The following is a 17,175-nucleotide window of genomic DNA, read 5'->3' as shown; positions in this document are numbered from 1 at the left end:
TCGGGGCGCATCATGGGCTGGCTCCAGAAAGAAAATCGGGAGCACAGCATCAGGTCGTACTTGGGTCATTTGAAGGTGGGGTTTATGGAGCGCTTACGCATTGGCAAGGGCTAGGTAGCGTTTAATCTCTTCGCCAGACGTCTGTTTCAGGTGCAAAAGGCGCTGAACGCTAAAACGGCGCAGCCCTGGGTACAAAACGTACAGTTTTCCACGGGCCCCGCCAGGATAGGTTCACGGCTACTAATCAACAGTTTATGCCTACCTTACCCACAGTTCCGTCCACAACTCTGTGGGATAACTTGTCCAGCGGCGTACACGAGCCTCAGCTAACCCATTGAAAAAGCTGGAAAGTTGATTGACACCCGCTGTGCGTAGGTGCGCTGCCGGAACAAGTGGCGCAATTGATCAAATGCTGTACGAATCGCGCCGGGCCCTGCTGCTCGGGGCTCTCGACCAGCCTTCCCGCCGTTATCCACAGCTCTGCCCACAGAGTTTGGGGGCAACTCTGGCAGTTGACCAACACACGCAGACTGGTCCGCAAGATTCGTCGACACTTCTCCTCTGGTCGGCATAGCTTTGGCATAGTCGCAGTACTCGACTGTTCGCTGTGGATTGCTGCCATGTTGCGTGTTGCTCGTTTTCTGTTGGCGCCTGTGTTGTTGCTTGCCATCGCGTTGGGTGTGCTGTTGCTGACCAGCAAGCCGGCGACTGCGCCCATCGCCCTTACCAGCCTGGGCAGTGCACCGCTGGTGATCGCCCACCGAGGCGGCAAGGGGCTATGGCCCGAGAACACGCTGTTTGCATTTCAGCGCGCTGCCGCGCTCGATGTGGATATGGTGGAGATGGATATACGCCGTACCCTGGATGGGCAGTTGGCGGTCATCCATGACGCCGATGTGGCCCGTACCACCAATGGCTCAGGGGCAGTGGCGCAACAGACGCTCGCGCAATTGCAGCAGTTGGACGCTGGCTATCAGTGGACGGCCGACGGTGGCGAAAGTTATCCGTATCGAAACCAGGGCATCCGTATCCCGGCGCTTGCCGAGGTATTGGCGCAGTACCCGCGTATCGCCAAATCGGTGGAGTTAAAAGACAGCAATCCGTTGGCCGCCGAGCAACTGTGCCAGATGCTCCAGGAAGCCAATCAGCTGCAGCGAGTGGTCGTGAGCAGTTTCCACGAACCCAGCTTGCAGGCCTTCCGCGAGCATTGCCCGGCGGTGGCCACCGGAGCGGGCCCAACTTCCGCCAAGTTGTGGGTGGTATTGCATTGGCTGGGGCTTGAGCGGCTGCTTTCGCCGTCCTATCAGGTGTTGGCCATTCCCGAGGAACGAGGGGCCATGAAGGTCGATGCCGCGCTTGTTCAGGATGCCCAGGCACGCGGCCTGGCCGTGCACCTGTGGACAATCAACGAGCAACCCGCCATGCGCCATCTGCTGGATATGGGCGCTCAAGGGCTGATCACCGATTACCCCGACCGCGCCCTGCAATTGCTGGGGCGCCCCACGGTTTTAGGCGCCAATCAGCCCTGATTGCTGCGACTGGCGCGGCTTTGGGCAGAAAACGTACGGTTTTTCCCAGGCCCCGCCAGTGTGGGTTCAAGCCTGGTCATCAACAGGTTATGCCGACCTTACCCACAGCTTGGTCCACAACCTTTTGGGATAACTTATCAACCGCCTCCCACGTTATCGCGCTAACCCGCTGAAAACGCTTGAATAACAGTTGACGCCGCTTGTGCATAAGTGCCCTCAAAGACGTTTTCCGACAATTGATCAATTGCTGTACGAATTGCGCCAGACCGCGCCCGGTGCGGTTCCCGGGTAGTACTCCAAGCGTTATCCACAACTCTGCCCACAGAGTTTGGGGGCAACCGCGTGCGTTCAAGTTGGCCCGCCCTGCTTCCTGGCGACCGAGGTCCCCCGCTGGCGAACATCCCTTGGCTCACACTCAATTGACGTGCCCTGCGCAGTGAAGGCGGACTCAATGCGGCGCCCTCTGCACCGAGAGCGAAAAGTTCGCGCTAACCATCCCCCAGCTTATGCCCACCTTATCCACAGATTGATGCACAGCACCTTTTGGATAACTTATAAGCCCCTAGAGAAATCGACTGCTAAGGCACTGAAAAACTTCGAATAGAGATTGACGCTAGCTGTGCATAAGTGCGGGCAAACGTATTTACTCCCAGCTGATCAATTCTTGTACGATTCTCTACACACTTAGTGCTGCGTAGCTCACGTAGAATACTCCCGCCCTTATCCACAACTATTCCCACAGACTTTGGGGGCAACTAGGCAAACTGCCTGGCAGGGTCTGCTTAACCTGAATAACTCACTGTTTTAACGCAATAAAGCTGACCTGATCAAAAAATGTGCTGTTGTCGCCAGGCCGTGTAAATAGGGGCTCCTTACTACCTTTACCCATGTTATCCACAGAACGCCCCACAGCAATTGGGGACAGTTGCAGGGTGCGCCGGTGAAAAACCTTTGATCTGCCCGCCAAAACCCTTGCTTTCGCGGACTGTTTTGCGCCGATATACACAGGCGGGAAAATACCACTGGATATATCCACAGGCCTGGTTTTTTTGCACCGGGCTACGACACATAAGCTCTGAAAGCCAGGTAAATCGCTGTTTTGCGGGTAAAAAAACAGTTGGTTAAAAAACCTACAGTTTTCCCCAGGCCTAGGTATTACGGGCTCAAAAGCACCTTTCCCCATTTTGCCCACAGAACTGTCCACAGGTTTTGGGGACAGTTTTTCCACAGCACCTGGATGTATGCAAATACGCGGCGGCGACACAAGGTTTTTCTGCACAAATCCACAGGAAAAACCGGTGCCTGGGGAAAACCCACACGGCGGTGGAAAACCCTTGTATAGCGGCCACGGATATGCCGCTGGCGCGGGTTTCCACTGATTGTTCGTTTAATGCTCAACGCGCTGCAAACCGCGTGTTTACTAGCGCTGCGCGATTCGTCCCGCGCTTATCCACAACACTACCCACAGTTGTTGGGGGCAACTTGCAGGTTTTCTCTCGCGTGCCGTTCTACAGGCCGACAACACGCGCTAAGGCGTTGTTTTACCGCTGAAATCGACGCCAATTCGGGCCCTGTACAAAAAACCGACAGAATTGCGCAGGGCCCGTGAATGGCGGCTCCTTCCTAGCTGTGCCCACGTTATCCACAGATTGCCCCACAGCTTTTGGGGACAGTTCAGTTGGTCGGCTGCTGTGCCAGCAAGGCCCTCGCGGCGATCAGGTCTTCGAGGGCGAAGCCAACCGATTTGAACAGGGTAATTTCCTGTTCATCGACGCGCTGACCGTGGCCATTGAGTAAATCTTTGAGCTCTGTGGTCAGGGCCTGCTGGTTGATAACCCCATCGGCGATGGCAAACAGCAGATCGCCGGCCTCGTGCAGCGCCCCTTCCCGGGTATCAACCACGATTCGCGCACGGCCTACGGCCGCGGAGTCGGTTTCACGCATGCTCGGCAGGAAGGCGCCGACCAGGTCCAGGTGGGTACCTGGCTGCAGCCAGGCACCCAGCACCAGCGGTTCGCGCGAAGTCGTAATGCAGGTGATGCTGTCGGCCTGCTGCACGCTCTCTTGCAAGTCGCTGCTCGCGCAGACCGGGAAGCCCTCGGCCTGCAGCTGGGCCAACAGGGGCGCGAGCTTGGCTGGGCTGCGGGCCCAGATCTCAATCTGTCGATACGGCCGCACACAACAGTGGGCTCGGACCATGTGCGCAGCCAAGGTGCCGCCCCCAACGATGAGCAAGCGCTCGGCGTCGTGGCGCACCAGATAGTCGGCCGCCAGGGCCGAAGTGCAGGCGGTGCGCCGCGCGGTCATCTCCGAGGCTTCCAGCAGCGCCAGCGGCTGACCGGTTTCGTCGTCGAACAAGGTGAAAACGGCCGCCACCGACGGCAGTTGGCGTGCGCTGTTATGGGGGAATACCGTGACGAGCTTGACGCCGATGCCCTGGCCTTTCTGCCACACGGGCATATGCAGCAGGCTGGCGTCGTGGGGCAGGTCGTGGCAACCGCGCACGGGGGATTCGCAGGCAACGGCAAGGCCAGTGCGTAACGCTTCGATGAGGGGGGCGTAGTCCAGCGCGCGAGCGACGTCGGCGTTGGTGAAAAAGCGCAGGGTGTTCATGGTGGTCGTGCTCCTGCTGCCCTCGCATGGGCGCTAAGAGCTCGAGGCTGAAGCCTCTCCTACAAAGCGTTGCAGGAGCGGCTTTAGCCGCGATGAACGCGACGCTGCATAAGGACAGTATCGAAATTCAAAGACGCGCCCCCGCAGGGGCGCGTGATCAGTGCCCGCCCAGATAGGCGTTACGCACTTCCTCGTTACCCAGCAGTTCCTGGCCGGTACCGGTCATGCGGATTTCGCCGTTGACCATCACATAACCACGGTCTGACAGGCGCAACGCGTGGTTGGCGTTCTGCTCCACCAGAAAGATGGTCATACCCGTTTTAGCAAGCTCCTTGAGGGTGGCGAAAATGTGTTTCACCACAATCGGCGCCAGCCCCAGGCTCGGCTCGTCCAGCAACAGCAGCTTGGGCCGGCTCATCAACGCCCGGGCGATGGCGAGCATTTGCTGCTCGCCGCCGGACATGGTCATGGCCCGCTGGTTACGCCGCTCCAGCAAACGCGGAAACAGCTCGAACATGCGCTGCATGTCTTCGTCCGCGTGCTTGGCGCCAATGGGGATGGTGCCCATCAGCAGGTTCTCTTCCACGCTCATGTCGGGGAACACCCGACGGCCTTCCGGCGACTGGGCGATGCCGTTGGAGGCAACGAAGTGCGAGCTCTTCTGGGTGATGTCGATGCCGTTGTAGACGATGCTGCCGCCACCGGCACGCGGCTGGCCGAAGATGGACATCAGCAGCGTGGATTTACCCGCGCCGTTGGCGCCGATCAGGCTCACCGTTTCACCTTCGTTGATGTGCAGGTTGACCTTTTTCAGGGCCTGGATCGGCCCGTAAAACACGTCGACGTCTTTGAATTCGAGGATCGGCTTGCTCATGCCACTTCCTCTTCGTCAGCGCCCAGGTAGGCGGCAATCACTTTCGGGTTGTTGCGGATTTCGTCCGGATTGCCCTCGGCGATCAGCGCGCCGTGGTCGAGCACGATAATGTGATCGGAAATGCTCATAACCATGCCCATGTCGTGTTCGATCAATAGAACGGTGATCTTGTGCTCTTCGCGCAGGCGCCGAATGATGCCGCTCAGGGCTTCGGTTTCGGCAGGGTTGAGGCCGGCGGCGGGCTCGTCGAGGCAGACGATTTCCGGGCGCGTGCACATGGCCCGGGCGATTTCCAGGCGGCGTTGCTGACCATAGGAAAGCTCACCGGCCAAGCGGTTGGCGCAGTCCACCAGATCGACCACTTCCAGCCAGTAGAAGGCAGTATCCAGGGCTTTCTCTTCAGCACGGCGGTAGCCGGGCAGATTGAGAATGCCGGCGAGCATGCTGCGGTTGACCCACATGTGTTGAGCCACCAGCAGGTTTTCCACCACCGACATTTCCTTGAACAGGCGAATGTTCTGGAAGGTACGGGCCAGGCCCGCGCGGTTAACCAGGTGGGTGCCGCCAAACATCTTGTAGAACAGGCGGCTGAAGAACTTGGGCGGTGACACGAAGTCGGTGACCTGGAAGGGTTCGCCCATGATCTTGCCCACGCTGGTGAGCTTGGCCTGGGCGTCCAGGGTGATATCGCCATCGGTGGCTTTGTAGAAACCGGTGAGGCAGTTGAACACCGTGGTCTTGCCGGCACCGTTAGGGCCGATCAGCGCCGAAATGGTGCCGCGTTGAATATTGAAGCTCACATCGTTCAGGGCCTTGATGCCGCCGAACTGCATCATCAGATGCTCAACCGAGAGAATGACGTCGTTGCTCACGGCTTCACTCCTTTGCGAATGGCGTAACCGTTGCGGCTGATACGCACCAGCCCGCGCGGACGCCAGATCATCATCAGCACCATAAGAATGCCGAACATCAATACCCGGTACTCGGCGAAGCTGCGCAGCAGCTCTGGTGCCACGGTGAGTACGAAGGCGGCGATCACCACACCCAGGGTCGACCCCAGGCCGCCGAGCACAATGATTGCGAGAATCAGCGCGGACTCGAAGAAGGTGAACGATGACGGGTCGATAAAGCCCTGCTTGGTGGCGAAGAACACACCTGCCAGGCCAGCGATGGAGGCACCGATCATAAAGGCCGAGAGTTTGACCAGCACATGGTTCAGGCCCATGGCGCGGCAGGCGATTTCGTCTTCACGCAGCGCTTCCCAGGCACGCCCGACGGGCATGTGGGTCAGGCGGTGTTTTACATAGAGCACGGCCATTACCACGATGAACAACACCACAAAGGTGAAGATCAGTTCGGCGTTGGGGTTGTAGCTCACGCCCAGCCATTCGTGAATCGGGATATGCCCTTCTTCCTTGGCGCGGCGGCCGAATTCCAGACCGAACAGGGTCGGGCCGGGAATGGGAATGCCATTGGGGCCATTGGTGAGCGACACCCAGTTGTTGAGCACCAGGCGAATGATTTCGCCAAAACCCAGGGTCACGATGGCCAGGTAGTCGCCGTGCATCCTGAGCACCGGAAAGCCCAGTAATGCCCCGGCAAACGCCGCCAGAATCATCGCCAGGGGAATCATCGCCCAGAAGCCCAGCCCCAGGTATTCAAAGCCCAGGCCCAGGCCGTAGGCGCCGATGGCGTAGAAACCGACAAAGCCCAGATCAAGCAGCCCCGCCAAGCCGACCACGATGTTCAGGCCCAGGCCCAGCAACACGTAGATCAGGCCGAGAATGACCACCGACAGCAGGTATTTGTTGGCAAAGAACGGAAAGCAGACCGCCAGCAGAATCAGCACCGGAATCACGAAGCGCAGGGCCGACTTGTGGCCGGCCGGCAGCACGTGCACGCCGCTGTCTTTGCTTTGCATGGAGTGGGCAAGTTTGCGCCCGTAGGCAGTTTGCAGGAAAAGGCTCAGGCAGAAACGCCCGGCCATCACAATGCCCACCAGAATGGCCAGGCGCTGCGGGTGAAGATCGAAGCTGTAGCCCTGCAGCACGATGCCGACGATGGGGCCGAAGACGATCAGGGAGATTAGGCCAGCGAGAACGGTGTCGATCAGGCAGCGCTTGATATCAATAGAGTTGCTTGCCGACATGGCTTACACCTTCGCCACATGGGGTTTGCCCATGAGCCCTTGCGGTCGAAAAATCAGGATCAATACCAGCAGCGAGAACGAGAACACGTCCTTGAAGTCCGAGTTCACCAAACCTGCAAACTGCGCTTCGGCCACGCCGAGAATCAGCCCGCCGAGCATGGCGCCAGGCAGCGAACCAATGCCGCCGAGCACGGCCGCGGTGAAGGCTTTGATGCCGATGATGAAGCCGGCATAGAAGTCGAAGGTGCCGTAGTTCATGGTGATCAGCATGCCGGCCAGGGCGGCCATGCAGGCGCCGATGACAAACACGTAGGAGATCACGCGGTCGGTGTTGATGCCCAGAATCGACGCCATCTTGCGGTCTTGCTGCGTGGCGCGGCACATACGGCCGAGCTTGGTGTTCTGGATGATGTAGGTAAGTACACCCATGCCCACCAGCGACACGATGATGATGAACAGCTTGGTGTAGGTCAGCTGTACGTAGCCGGTGCCCACATGAAACTTGATCACCCCTTCCAATAGGGTGGGTACGCCTTGCTGACGCGCGCCTTGGGAAACCTGCACATAGTTCTGCAGGATCAGCGACATGCCGATGGCGGAAATCAGCGGGGCCAACCGCGTGGAATTACGCAGTGGCTTGTAGGCGATACGTTCAATGGTCCAGCCGTACACACCCGTCACCACAATGGTGAAGATCAGCGTGCCGAGGATCAGGAACGGAAACGATTCGAGACCGAAAAAGGTCAGTACCGCGAGGCCGATGGCCGTGAGGTAGGCAGAGACCATATACACGTCGCCGTGGGCGAAGTTGATCATGCCGATGATGCCGTAAACCATGGTGTAACCGATGGCAATCAGCCCGTAGACCGATCCCAGGGTCAACCCGTTGATCAGTTGTTGCAGGAAAATACCGTCCATTGACGCAGTCTCGTCTGTTGGGGTCAGTGCCTTGGGGTTCGGCCTGCCGCCTCTAGTGATAGACGGGTACTGCTGAGCCAAACGTTACCCGAGGGTAACGCAGCTTTTACAACCAGCAGTCCCAGAAGCACTAATCGCCCAGGTACTGGTAAGTACATGGGCGGTTAGCCGAGCGGTGGTCTGTACGGCTGATTCGTGCGTTCAAGTTCGAGTGCCAGGCATTGCCAAACAAGGCGCCGCGACGCGTCGTAGCACCGCTACGGCAAGGAGCGGCAACCCAGTATGGCGATGCCTGGCGCCGAAATTGAATGCTCGAATCAGCCACACAGACCACGGATTACTGCTGGTGGTATTTACCTTTGTCATCCCACTCGTACATCACGTAGTCGGAGACTTTCAGGTCGCCTTTCTTGTCCCACTCTTTGGAGCCCATTACGGTTTTGACCGGGTTGGCTTTCAGCCACGCGCTGGCTTTGGCGCCGTCGGTGCCTTTGATGCCGGTGAAGGCGGCAGCGACTGCTTGCAGGGCAGCGTAGGAGTACAGGGTGTAGCCTTCTGGCTCATAGCCATTGGCGCGGAATTTCTCGATGACTGGCTTGCCGTCAGCGATGTTGCGTGGGTCGGCGCCGAAGGTCATCAGCACGCCTTTGGTGTATTGCGCACCACCGGCAGTGGTTACCAGCTCGTCGGTCACGATGCCGTCACCGGAGATGAACAGAGCAGTCGAGCCTTGTTCGCGCAGCTGACGAACCAGAGGACCGGCTTCAGCGTGCAGGCCACCGAAGTAGACCACTTCAGCACCGGCGGAACGGATTTTGGTGACCAGGGCGTTGAAGTCTTTCTCGCCACGGGTCAGGCCTTCGTACAGCACTTCCTTCACACCGCGCTTGTTGAGCTGGGCTTTGGTGGCGTCTGCCAGGCCTTGGCCGTAGGTGTCTTTGTCGTGAATGATCGCGACTTTGCTCAGCTTCAGTTTGTCGACGATGTAGTCGCCGGCCACCACGCCTTGCTGGTCGTCACGACCGCAGATACGGAACTCGCCAGACAGGCCGCGCTCGGTAACAGTCGGGTTGGTGGACGCTGGGGTAATGGAAATGATGCCGGCTTCGTCATACACCTCGGAAGCGGGAATGGTGGACGAGGAGCAGAAGTGGCCGATTACGGCGACTGCCTTGTCCGAGTCAACCAGACGGTTGGCAACGGCTACGGCCTGTTTCGGCTCGCAGGCGTCGTCGCCTTTGACCAGTTTGATTTGCTCACCGTTGATACCACCGGCAGCGTTGATATCCGCCGCGGCTTGCTCGGCGCCTTTCCACAGCTGCTCACCAAAAGCAGCGTTACCACCGGTCATTGGGCCGGCTACGCCGATAACCACGTCGGCAAAGGCTACGGAAGTCATGCTCATAGCACTGGCAACCGCGAACGCCAGAATACCTTTCTTAAAAGTTTTCTTGTGAGGCATGGAGTTTTGCTCCTGAGGGGTTATGTGAAGGCGCAGATGGTTGAGCAAGCGGCGTGCCACACATTTTTAAACCGCCAAAAAAACTTCCAATGAACCTACAGACGGTTTGGAAAGGCCCTACTTCGCAGAGGTGCAACCCAACAAAATCACAAGGTGCAACCTTTTGCGAAAATAAAGAGCAACCTAACGATCGGGCAATAGCAACCAGCCACCCCAATCGGAGCAACTCGTCGTAACTGTACTTGTCACCGAAGTGCACACCGCTGGTGCGCAAATCACTGGCACGCGCACCAATACAGGCTAGTGCAGGGATTGAGGATTGCGCGAAGGGGGTCGCATTTACGACGAAAAAGAGCCCATAGCTGTACTGGTTGGGTGCAAACCGATGGTGCGGCGGCGTAGGGCGAATATCGCCGCGGGCGATATCCGCCGATTCACGGGCTTGAATCGCGCGCACTTTGGGCGCGCACATTGGATAGAACGGCGGATATCCGCTGCGCGGATATTCGCCCTACATCCACGCGACATCGGCGTTTAGATCACGACACGTAGGCACTGCCCGGCGTGGTACAGCGAGAACCCCAACTCATACAGCCCGCTGCGCAGCCCCGGCGCGCTGATGCCGTCCATGGGCTGGAACGGCATCGGCAATGCCTCGCGCGAGCCGGTGAGCAGGTAGTTGGCAAACGCACGCCCCACGGCGGTGCCGGTGGTGACGCCCCGGCCGTTGTAACCGGTAACAGCCACCAGCCCCGGCGCCGGCTCGAACAGGCGCATCAGGTGGTCGGGGGTAAAGGCGATGGTGCCAGTCCAGGTGCTTTGCCATTGCACCTTGCCCAACTGCGGAAAGTAGAACTGCTGAATGCGATCAGCCCAGGCCCGCACGGCCCACAGCGGTTTGTTCGCCGCACTCCCCAGGCTGCCCAGTAACAGACGCCCTTCGGCATCACGACGAATGCTGCTGAGCACCTGACGGGTGTCCCACGAGCCTTCACCGCCCGGCAAAATGGCCTCGGCGGCTTCACCACTTAGCGGCACGGAGGCCACCTGGTAATAGCTGCCGGGGAAAAAGTTACGCCGCAACTCAGTCCATTCGCCTTCGGTATAGGCATTGGAGGCCAGCACCACCTTCTCTGCCGTGACCACGCCCATAGGCGTTGCCACCAGCCAATCGGTGCCCTGACGCTCCAGCCGGCTGACGGGCGAGTGGTGATAAAGCAAACCACCCAGCCCCACCACCGCCTTGGCCAACCCGCTGACATACGCCATGGGGTTGAGCGTGCCGGCGCGGCGATCAAGCAAGGCGGCATCGATACGCTTGGTGCCGGTGGCGGCATGGCAGGCGGCGCCAGTAATCATTTCCACTGGCGCACCACGGCGCACCCATTGGGCGCAGCGGCTTTGCAGGTCGGCCGTGCCGCTGGCGTTGTGGGCCATGTGCAAAGTGCCGTGGCGCTTGGCCTGGCAGTCGATTTCGTAGCGGTCGATAAGCGAAAACACCAAGGAGGGCGCATTGCCCATCTCGGCCACCAGCTTGCTGCCGACCGCCTGGCCAAGCCCGGCTTCGACGTCGTCCGGGGCAATCCACATGCCGGCATTCACCAGCCCGACATTGCGCCCGGAGCCACCGTGGCCGGTTTCATGGGCCTCAACAATCGCCACACGCTTGCCCTGCTCCAGCAAATGCAGGGCTGTGGATAAGCCGGTGAAGCCGGCGCCGATAACACAGACATCAACCTTTAGATCACCCGCCAACGCCTCGGCCTTCGGCCGCTGCGGCGTTAGCTCTTCCCACAAACACGATTGCTTCAACGGCATAACCAGACCCCACGCGAAGGAAACCCAAGCAACTGCGCAGCACCCCATTCGCCAGCAAGCTGGCTCCTACAAAAAAGCACGCCCGCCGTAGGAGCGAGCTTGCTCGCGAAGCGATCTACAACGCGTCGCGGCATTCGCCAGCAATCGGATGGCCGCCCCCTGGCTCCTACGGCATCAATCGAAGGTGATGCCCTGAGCGAGCGGCAACTCGCGCGAGTAATTGACGGTATTGGTCTGCCGACGCATATACGCGCGCCACGCATCCGAGCCCGACTCACGGCCGCCCCCGGTTTCCTTCTCGCCGCCAAAGGCGCCGCCAATTTCGGCACCGCTCGGGCCGATGTTTACGTTGGCAATGCCGCAGTCGCTGCCCACCGCCGACATAAACATCTCTGCCTCACGCACATCGGTGGTGAAGATGCAGGACGACAAGCCCTGCGGCACGTCGTTGTTAAGCTTGAGGGCATCGGCAAAGTCGCTGTAACCGAGCACATAGAGGATGGGCGCGAAGGTTTCATGGCGCACCACGGCGCTTTGCTCGGGCATCTCGACGATGGCCGGCGCGACGTAGTAGGCGTTGGGGAACTTATCTTCGAGTTGGCGCGTGCCACCGAACACAGTGCCGCCTTCCTGTTCGGCCTGGCACAGCGCCGCCTGCATGCCGTCAAAGCCTTGCTTGTCGATCAGCGGGCCGACCAGGTTGCCTTCCAGCGGATGACCAATGCGCACTTTGGCGTAAGCGGTTTTCAGGCGGCTGACGATCTCGTCTTTGACCGATTCGTGGGCAATCAGCCGGCGCAATGTGGTGCAGCGCTGGCCGGCGGTGCCGATGGCACTGAACAAAATGCCGCGCACGGCCAGATCGAGGTCGGCGCTGGGGGCCAGAATCATGGCGTTGTTACCGCCCAGCTCCAGAATGGAACGGGCGAAACGCGCCGCTACCACCGGCGCCACTTCGCGGCCCATGCGGGTACTGCCGGTGGCGCTCACCAACGCCACGCGGCTGTCCTGCACCAGCGCTTCGCCGGCTTCGCGGGCGCCGATAATCACTTGGCTCAAATTGGCCGGGGCATCGCTGAACTGCTTGGCCACGCTTTCGAACAAGGCCTGGCAGGCCAGCGCGGTCAGCGGGGTTTTCTCAGACGGCTTCCACACCACGGAGTTGCCGCACACCAGCGCCAGCGTGGTGTTCCACGCCCACACCGCCACCGGGAAGTTGAAGGCGCTGATCACGCCGACCACGCCCAGCGGGTGCCAGGTTTCACGCATATGGTGGCCGGGGCGCTCGGAGGCGATGGTCAGGCCGTAGAGCTGGCGCGAGAGGCCAACGGCGAAGTCGCAGATATCGATCATTTCCTGCACTTCACCCAGGCCTTCCTGGGTGATCTTGCCGGCTTCCCACGACACCAGCTCGCCCAGCTCGGCCTTGTTGGCGCGCAGCGCTTCGCCGAACAGGCGGATCAACTCACCGCGACGCGGTGCCGGCACCTGGCGCCAGGCTTGAAAAGCGGTTTCGGCCTTGCCGATCTGGGCCTGCACCGAAGCGGCGTCTTGCAACTGCACCGAGCCAATCTGGCTGCCATCAATGGGAGAGAAAACGCCGTGGGCGCCCTGTTGATAACTCGATGGGGCAACGCCCAGTTTATTCAGCAATGCAGCAACCATGTGTTCAGCACCTTTGACAGAACGGGGTGAATTCAATGGCAGCAGTAATAGCTGGCCGGCGGCCCGCCAACAAACGACCTTTACTCCACACATCATTCCGTTTAGTAATGCCAAACCGTCCAACGCCTGCGAATCGCCATGCTCAAGCGCCATATGCCCTCGCTCACCGCCCTGCAATGCTTTGAAGCAGTGGCCCGTCACCTGAGTTTTACCCGTGCCAGTGAAGAATTGGCGCTGACCCAGAGTGCGGTCAGCAAGCAGGTGGCGCAGCTTGAGGAGGTGGTGCAGCACCTGCTGTTTCGCCGAGTGCGACGCAGTTTGCAGCTCACCCCAGCGGGTTCGCTGTACCTGGCCGAGGTGCGCAAGATTCTTACCCAGGTGGAGATGTCCACCCACTACCTGCGCTCGTATGGCGGCGAAACCGAAGTGCTGCGTGTGGCCACCCTGCCCACCTTCGGCGCTCGCTGGCTGGTGCCGCGTTTGAAGGGCTGGCGCTTGCGGCACCCGAATATCCACCTGGATGTGTCCAACGAAGTGGAGCCGGACGAGCTGGCCCAGGGCCGCAGCGACGTGTCGTTCTACTTCGGCCAGAGTGCGCGCCCCGGCGCCGAATGCATCCGCCTGTTCGGCGAAGAAATGGTGCCGGTCTGCGCGCCGAGCGTGATGCCTGCGCAACCCTTTACCGACCCCACCGAGCTCACTGGCCTGGTACTGCTGCAGAACGCCACCCGCCCCGAGGCCTGGCATGAGTGGTTCCACAGCCAGGATCGGCACACGGAGCATAGCTACCACGGGCCGCGTTTCGACAGTTTTTACATGTGCATTCGCGCCGCCCAGGTGGGTTGCGGCGTGGCCTTGTTGCCGCGTTTTCTGGTGGAGGAGGAACTGGCCGAAGGCAAACTGGTGATTCCCTGGCAGCACAGCCTGACCAGCAACAGCGCCTACTACCTGGCCTATGCCGAACACGCCGCCGAAGTGCCGAAGGTGCGCGACTTTGTGCGCTGGATTCACGAGCAGATCGAATAAACCGCCAACAGGAATTTATGGAATGAACCTGGCAGTTTTTTTCGCTTGTACGGCGCAGCGCAGAAAGGTCTGATAACGGCTCGCATACAGTTCAGAGTTTGTGTCATGACCCGCGATGCTCATCTATTCCAACTCGTTACTGCCGCCATCGGTGAAGCCGCCGCCGAGTGGGTGTTTGCCCATGTCGCCATTCCCCAAGGCCTGAACGCGTTCGCCAACAACGAACACCAACTGCACCGCGCCTGGCTGGCCGAAGCGCTGAACCTGTGCCTGTTTTACAAGCTGGTGGAAGCGGTGCCCAATGGCCGCCTGTATGTGCAAGAACAACGTCTGGATGGGCGCCAGGTGGTGTTTGACCACGGCGCCATCCGCACCGTCGACTGGCCGGAAAACGGCGAGCTGCCGCGCGGTCGCCATGCCTTTACCCGCCTGCTGGAACCGCTGGGCTTTACCGATGTGCGCACTTATCCGCTGACCAAACTGAAGATGACCGGCTATGCCTACCGGCAAATGGACCTGCCGGCGGATATCGCCCAGTTCTTTGTGTCCGAGCTGCACCCGGGGCGCTTCAGCGAAGGCTTTCAGCAGGCCGTCACCCGCGTGTGTGAAACCAGCCGCGATCCATTGTCCGCGGCGCACCAGGCCACGCTGCGCACCCTGCGGCAAACCCGTCACTGCACCCTGGCTGCCGCGCTGGAGCTGATGCCGGCGCTGCACCAGGCCTTCGACTGCCAGCACGCCAGCGTCCAGGAAAGCGACTACCACACCTTGCTCAGCGAAAGCGCGGAAATGGCCTGGATTGCCACCGAGGGCAACCGCTTCAACCACCTCACCGACCGGGTAAGCGATCTGCAAGCAGTGGTCGACCACCAGCGCACCATCGGCCGGCCCATGAAAGACAGCATCGAAATCTCCAGCTCACGCCGAGTGATGCAAACCGCCTACAAAGCCGTGCAGGTGCAGCGCGACTTTATCGACGCCCAGGGCCAGACAGTGCAGCGCACTGTGCCAGGCTCGTTCGTGGAATTTATTCAGCGAGAAGTGGATGAGGAGACAGGGGAGTTGGACCTGCATTTCGACAGCTCGAATGCGCAGGGCATTTTCAAGATGACTGACTCGCGATAGTGCTTTTCGTAGGGCGTGCTGCGCGCACCAGGCGATTCGTGGGCAATCGCTAGCCCGAAAAGACCACCGTCATTCCCGCGCAGGCGGGAATCCAGAGTGTTGAAGGTGAAGGTGTTCGCCGACACATTCTGGGTCCCCGCCTACGCGGGGACGACGGTGCGGGGTTTGAGTCCTCAGTCGACCAAAGTAACCGCGCCTTTCATCATCGAAGAATGGCCCGGGAACGAGCAGAAGAACGAGTAATCGTCACCAGCCTTCAGCTTGCTCACATCAAAGCTCACCGAATCCTTCTCGCCAGCACCAATGATTTTGGTGTGAGCAATTACGCGGTCGTCGCCGGCTTTCAGGTAGTTGGCGTCAATGCCAGCGCCCATGCCGTCACCGGTAATGCCGGCCATGTCGGCGGTCTTGGCGATCACAAAGTTATGGCCCATGACATTCTTCGGCAGGCTGCCGCTGTGGGTCAGGTTGACGGTGAAGGTCTTGCAGCTTTTGCTGATCTTCACTTCTTTGGTATCGAAGCTCATCTGGTCGGTGGAGTCGACGGTCACCGAGCAATCGGCGGCAAACACTTGGGCACTGGCCAGGGTGAGAAGAGAAGCAACTACGAGCTTGCGAAGCATGGTGAACTCCTTGGCAGGGTGGGCCACGTGGCCCGGTTAATCTGCCGAATTTGGCGCTGACGCCGAACGGCAGGTGCGACAACAAAAAAGGGACATGCGTTTACACAGACGGTTGATAGCACATTCAGGTTCAAGCAAACGCGAGGCAAAAAGCCGCACGACTAAAGTGCTATGGCGCCCATGCACACAATCAAACAGCCGTAACGGCACGTTCTGCGTAGCCTGGCCTCTCAATCAACGAGGGCCGGACCATGATTTTTAATGACCTGTTGCGCAGCTTATTGGCCGCTTATGCGTGCGGCGCCAGCGGCAGCTGTGCGGACGAAATGCCGGGCAGCTGATACTTGGTGAGCGCCCCTACAGCCAGTACCCTAACGGTAGTTTCTGTCTGTGGAGTTAGCTATGTCGTTGCGTTCGCTTTGCGTCTTCTGTGGTGCCAGCCCCGGCGCCAACCCGGTGTACCGTGAGGCCGCCATCAACCTGGGGCGCACCCTGGCCGAGCAAGGCATCCGTCTGATCTACGGCGGTGGCGCGGTTGGTTTGATGGGCATTGTCGCTGACGCCGCTTTGGCCGCCGGCGGCGAGGTGATTGGCATTATTCCGCAGTCACTGAAAAGCGCCGAGGTTGGCCATAACGGCCTGACCCGGCTTGAAGTGGTCGACGGCATGCACGCGCGCAAAGCGCGTATGGCTGAACTCAGCGACGGCTTTATCGCCCTCCCCGGTGGCCTTGGCACGCTGGAAGAGCTGTTCGAAGTCTGGACCTGGGCCCAGCTCGGCTACCACAGCAAGCCCTTGGGCCTGCTGGAAGTGAATGGTTTCTATGCCAAGCTCAATGACTTTCTCGACCACCTGGTGCAAGAGCGCTTTGTGCGCGCACCGCACAGGGCGATGTTGCAGATCAACGAATCACCCAGTGACCTGATTGCCGCCATGGCCGAGTGGAAACCCACAGCCGCGCCCAAATGGGTCGACCGGTAGGGCGAATACGCCAACGGCGTATCCGCCGATACATCGCCATCCCTGTGAGCACGGCGGATATCCGCTGCGCGGATATTCGCCCTACATCGGCTACCCCCTCATTACCGGCTGCGCCCGAAATACCAGCGCGAAAAGAGTGGGTGCGCTTTAATCAAGGCAGTGCGCACCGATATCCAGCAGAGGATCACCATGGCCAAACCCAACTACGCCTTCGCCAAACAGCAGCGCGATTTAGCCAAGGAACAGAAGAAAGAAGAGAAACGCCTGCGCAAGCTGGCTCATGAGCAAGAGCATGGCGAGCAGGCAGAAGGTGAATCGCCGGCAGATGCTCAGGCCACCGACGACAAACCCAGCGAGTAACCGCCTTGGTAGGGTGTGCTATGCGCACCAGG

At 59.8% G+C, this 17,175-nt stretch carries 15 protein-coding genes; 5 read left to right on the top strand and 10 right to left on the bottom strand.

Features of this window, described 5'->3' with window-relative positions:
• Nucleotides 1-620 precede the first annotated feature (620 nt).
• Nucleotides 621-1,529, top strand: a complete 909-nt coding sequence (locus PKE98_RS03810) for a glycerophosphodiester phosphodiesterase family protein (protein ID WP_271193926.1) — start codon at nucleotides 621-623, stop codon at nucleotides 1,527-1,529.
• Between the two features lie 1,674 nt (nucleotides 1,530-3,203).
• Here the strand turns inward: PKE98_RS03810 and lhpI are convergent.
• The 9 genes from lhpI to amaB all read right to left on the bottom strand — a co-directional run bounded on the left by lhpI (nucleotide 3,204) and on the right by amaB (nucleotide 13,028).
• Nucleotides 3,204-4,142 (bottom strand): bifunctional Delta(1)-pyrroline-2-carboxylate/Delta(1)-piperideine-2-carboxylate reductase, encoded by a 939-nt coding sequence (gene lhpI, locus PKE98_RS03805; protein ID WP_271193925.1) that lies wholly within the window; start codon nucleotides 4,140-4,142, stop codon nucleotides 3,204-3,206.
• A gap of 157 nt (nucleotides 4,143-4,299) precedes the next feature.
• Nucleotides 4,300-5,016, bottom strand: a complete 717-nt coding sequence (locus PKE98_RS03800) for an ABC transporter ATP-binding protein (RefSeq protein WP_271193924.1) — start codon at nucleotides 5,014-5,016, stop codon at nucleotides 4,300-4,302.
• A complete protein-coding gene (locus PKE98_RS03795; RefSeq protein ID WP_271193954.1) occupies nucleotides 5,013-5,852 on the bottom strand; it encodes an ABC transporter ATP-binding protein in 840 nt (279 codons plus the stop codon). Before PKE98_RS03795 ends, PKE98_RS03800 begins: the two co-directional genes overlap by 4 nt.
• Nucleotides 5,853-5,884: 32 nt before the next feature.
• A complete protein-coding gene (gene livM / locus PKE98_RS03790; protein ID WP_271193923.1) occupies nucleotides 5,885-7,165 on the bottom strand; it encodes a high-affinity branched-chain amino acid ABC transporter permease LivM in 1,281 nt (426 codons plus the stop codon).
• 3 nt (nucleotides 7,166-7,168) lie between these two features.
• Nucleotides 7,169-8,083 (bottom strand): ABC transporter permease subunit, encoded by a 915-nt coding sequence (locus tag PKE98_RS03785; protein ID WP_271193922.1) that lies wholly within the window; start codon nucleotides 8,081-8,083, stop codon nucleotides 7,169-7,171.
• Nucleotides 8,084-8,420: 337 nt separating this feature from the next.
• Nucleotides 8,421-9,545 carry a branched-chain amino acid ABC transporter substrate-binding protein gene (locus PKE98_RS03780; RefSeq protein WP_271193921.1) on the bottom strand — a complete coding sequence of 375 codons (1,125 nt, stop codon included), beginning with the start codon at nucleotides 9,543-9,545 and terminating at the stop codon, nucleotides 8,421-8,423.
• Entirely contained in the window at nucleotides 9,523-10,002 is a 480-nt protein-coding gene (locus PKE98_RS03775; protein ID WP_271193955.1) for a hypothetical protein, read from the bottom strand. The genes PKE98_RS03780 and PKE98_RS03775 overlap by 23 nt, the downstream gene beginning before the upstream one ends.
• 77 nt (nucleotides 10,003-10,079) lie before the next feature.
• Complete coding sequence (gene amaA, locus PKE98_RS03770; RefSeq protein WP_271193920.1) at nucleotides 10,080-11,363, bottom strand: L-pipecolate oxidase; 1,284 nt, start codon at nucleotides 11,361-11,363, stop codon at nucleotides 10,080-10,082.
• A gap of 174 nt (nucleotides 11,364-11,537) precedes the next feature.
• Entirely contained in the window at nucleotides 11,538-13,028 is a 1,491-nt protein-coding gene (gene amaB / locus PKE98_RS03765) for an L-piperidine-6-carboxylate dehydrogenase (RefSeq protein ID WP_309298740.1), read from the bottom strand.
• 138 nt (nucleotides 13,029-13,166) lie between these two features.
• On the opposite strand from amaB, the gene PKE98_RS03760 reads away from it, so the two are divergent.
• Complete coding sequence (locus tag PKE98_RS03760; RefSeq protein ID WP_271193919.1) at nucleotides 13,167-14,054, top strand: LysR family transcriptional regulator; 888 nt, start codon at nucleotides 13,167-13,169, stop codon at nucleotides 14,052-14,054.
• Between the two features lie 105 nt (nucleotides 14,055-14,159).
• Entirely contained in the window at nucleotides 14,160-15,179 is a 1,020-nt protein-coding gene (locus PKE98_RS03755) for a 2-oxoadipate dioxygenase/decarboxylase family protein (protein WP_271193918.1), read from the top strand.
• Between the two features lie 173 nt (nucleotides 15,180-15,352).
• On the opposite strand, the gene azu is transcribed toward PKE98_RS03755, so the two are convergent.
• The gene (azu, locus tag PKE98_RS03750) at nucleotides 15,353-15,802 is read right to left on the bottom strand and encodes an azurin (protein WP_271193917.1); all 450 of its coding nucleotides are present in this window, start codon (nucleotides 15,800-15,802) and stop codon (nucleotides 15,353-15,355) included.
• A 402-nt stretch (nucleotides 15,803-16,204) separates the two neighbouring features.
• Here azu and PKE98_RS03745 point away from each other — a divergent pair, with 402 nt between their 5' ends.
• Together PKE98_RS03745 and PKE98_RS03740 are read left to right on the top strand one after the other, a co-directional pair.
• Nucleotides 16,205-16,783 carry a cytokinin riboside 5'-monophosphate phosphoribohydrolase gene (locus PKE98_RS03745; protein WP_271193916.1) on the top strand — a complete coding sequence of 193 codons (579 nt, stop codon included), beginning with the start codon at nucleotides 16,205-16,207 and terminating at the stop codon, nucleotides 16,781-16,783.
• Nucleotides 16,784-16,972: 189 nt separating this feature from the next.
• Nucleotides 16,973-17,143, top strand: coding sequence for a hypothetical protein (locus PKE98_RS03740; RefSeq protein ID WP_271193915.1), 171 nt, complete (start codon nucleotides 16,973-16,975; stop codon nucleotides 17,141-17,143).
• The last annotated feature ends 32 nt before the right edge of the window (nucleotides 17,144-17,175 follow it).

The sequence above is a fragment of the Pseudomonas turukhanskensis genome (genome assembly GCF_027922365.1).
Lineage (GTDB): Bacteria > Pseudomonadota > Gammaproteobacteria > Pseudomonadales > Pseudomonadaceae > Aquipseudomonas > Aquipseudomonas turukhanskensis.
This window is presented reverse-complemented; position numbering and strand designations above follow the sequence as displayed.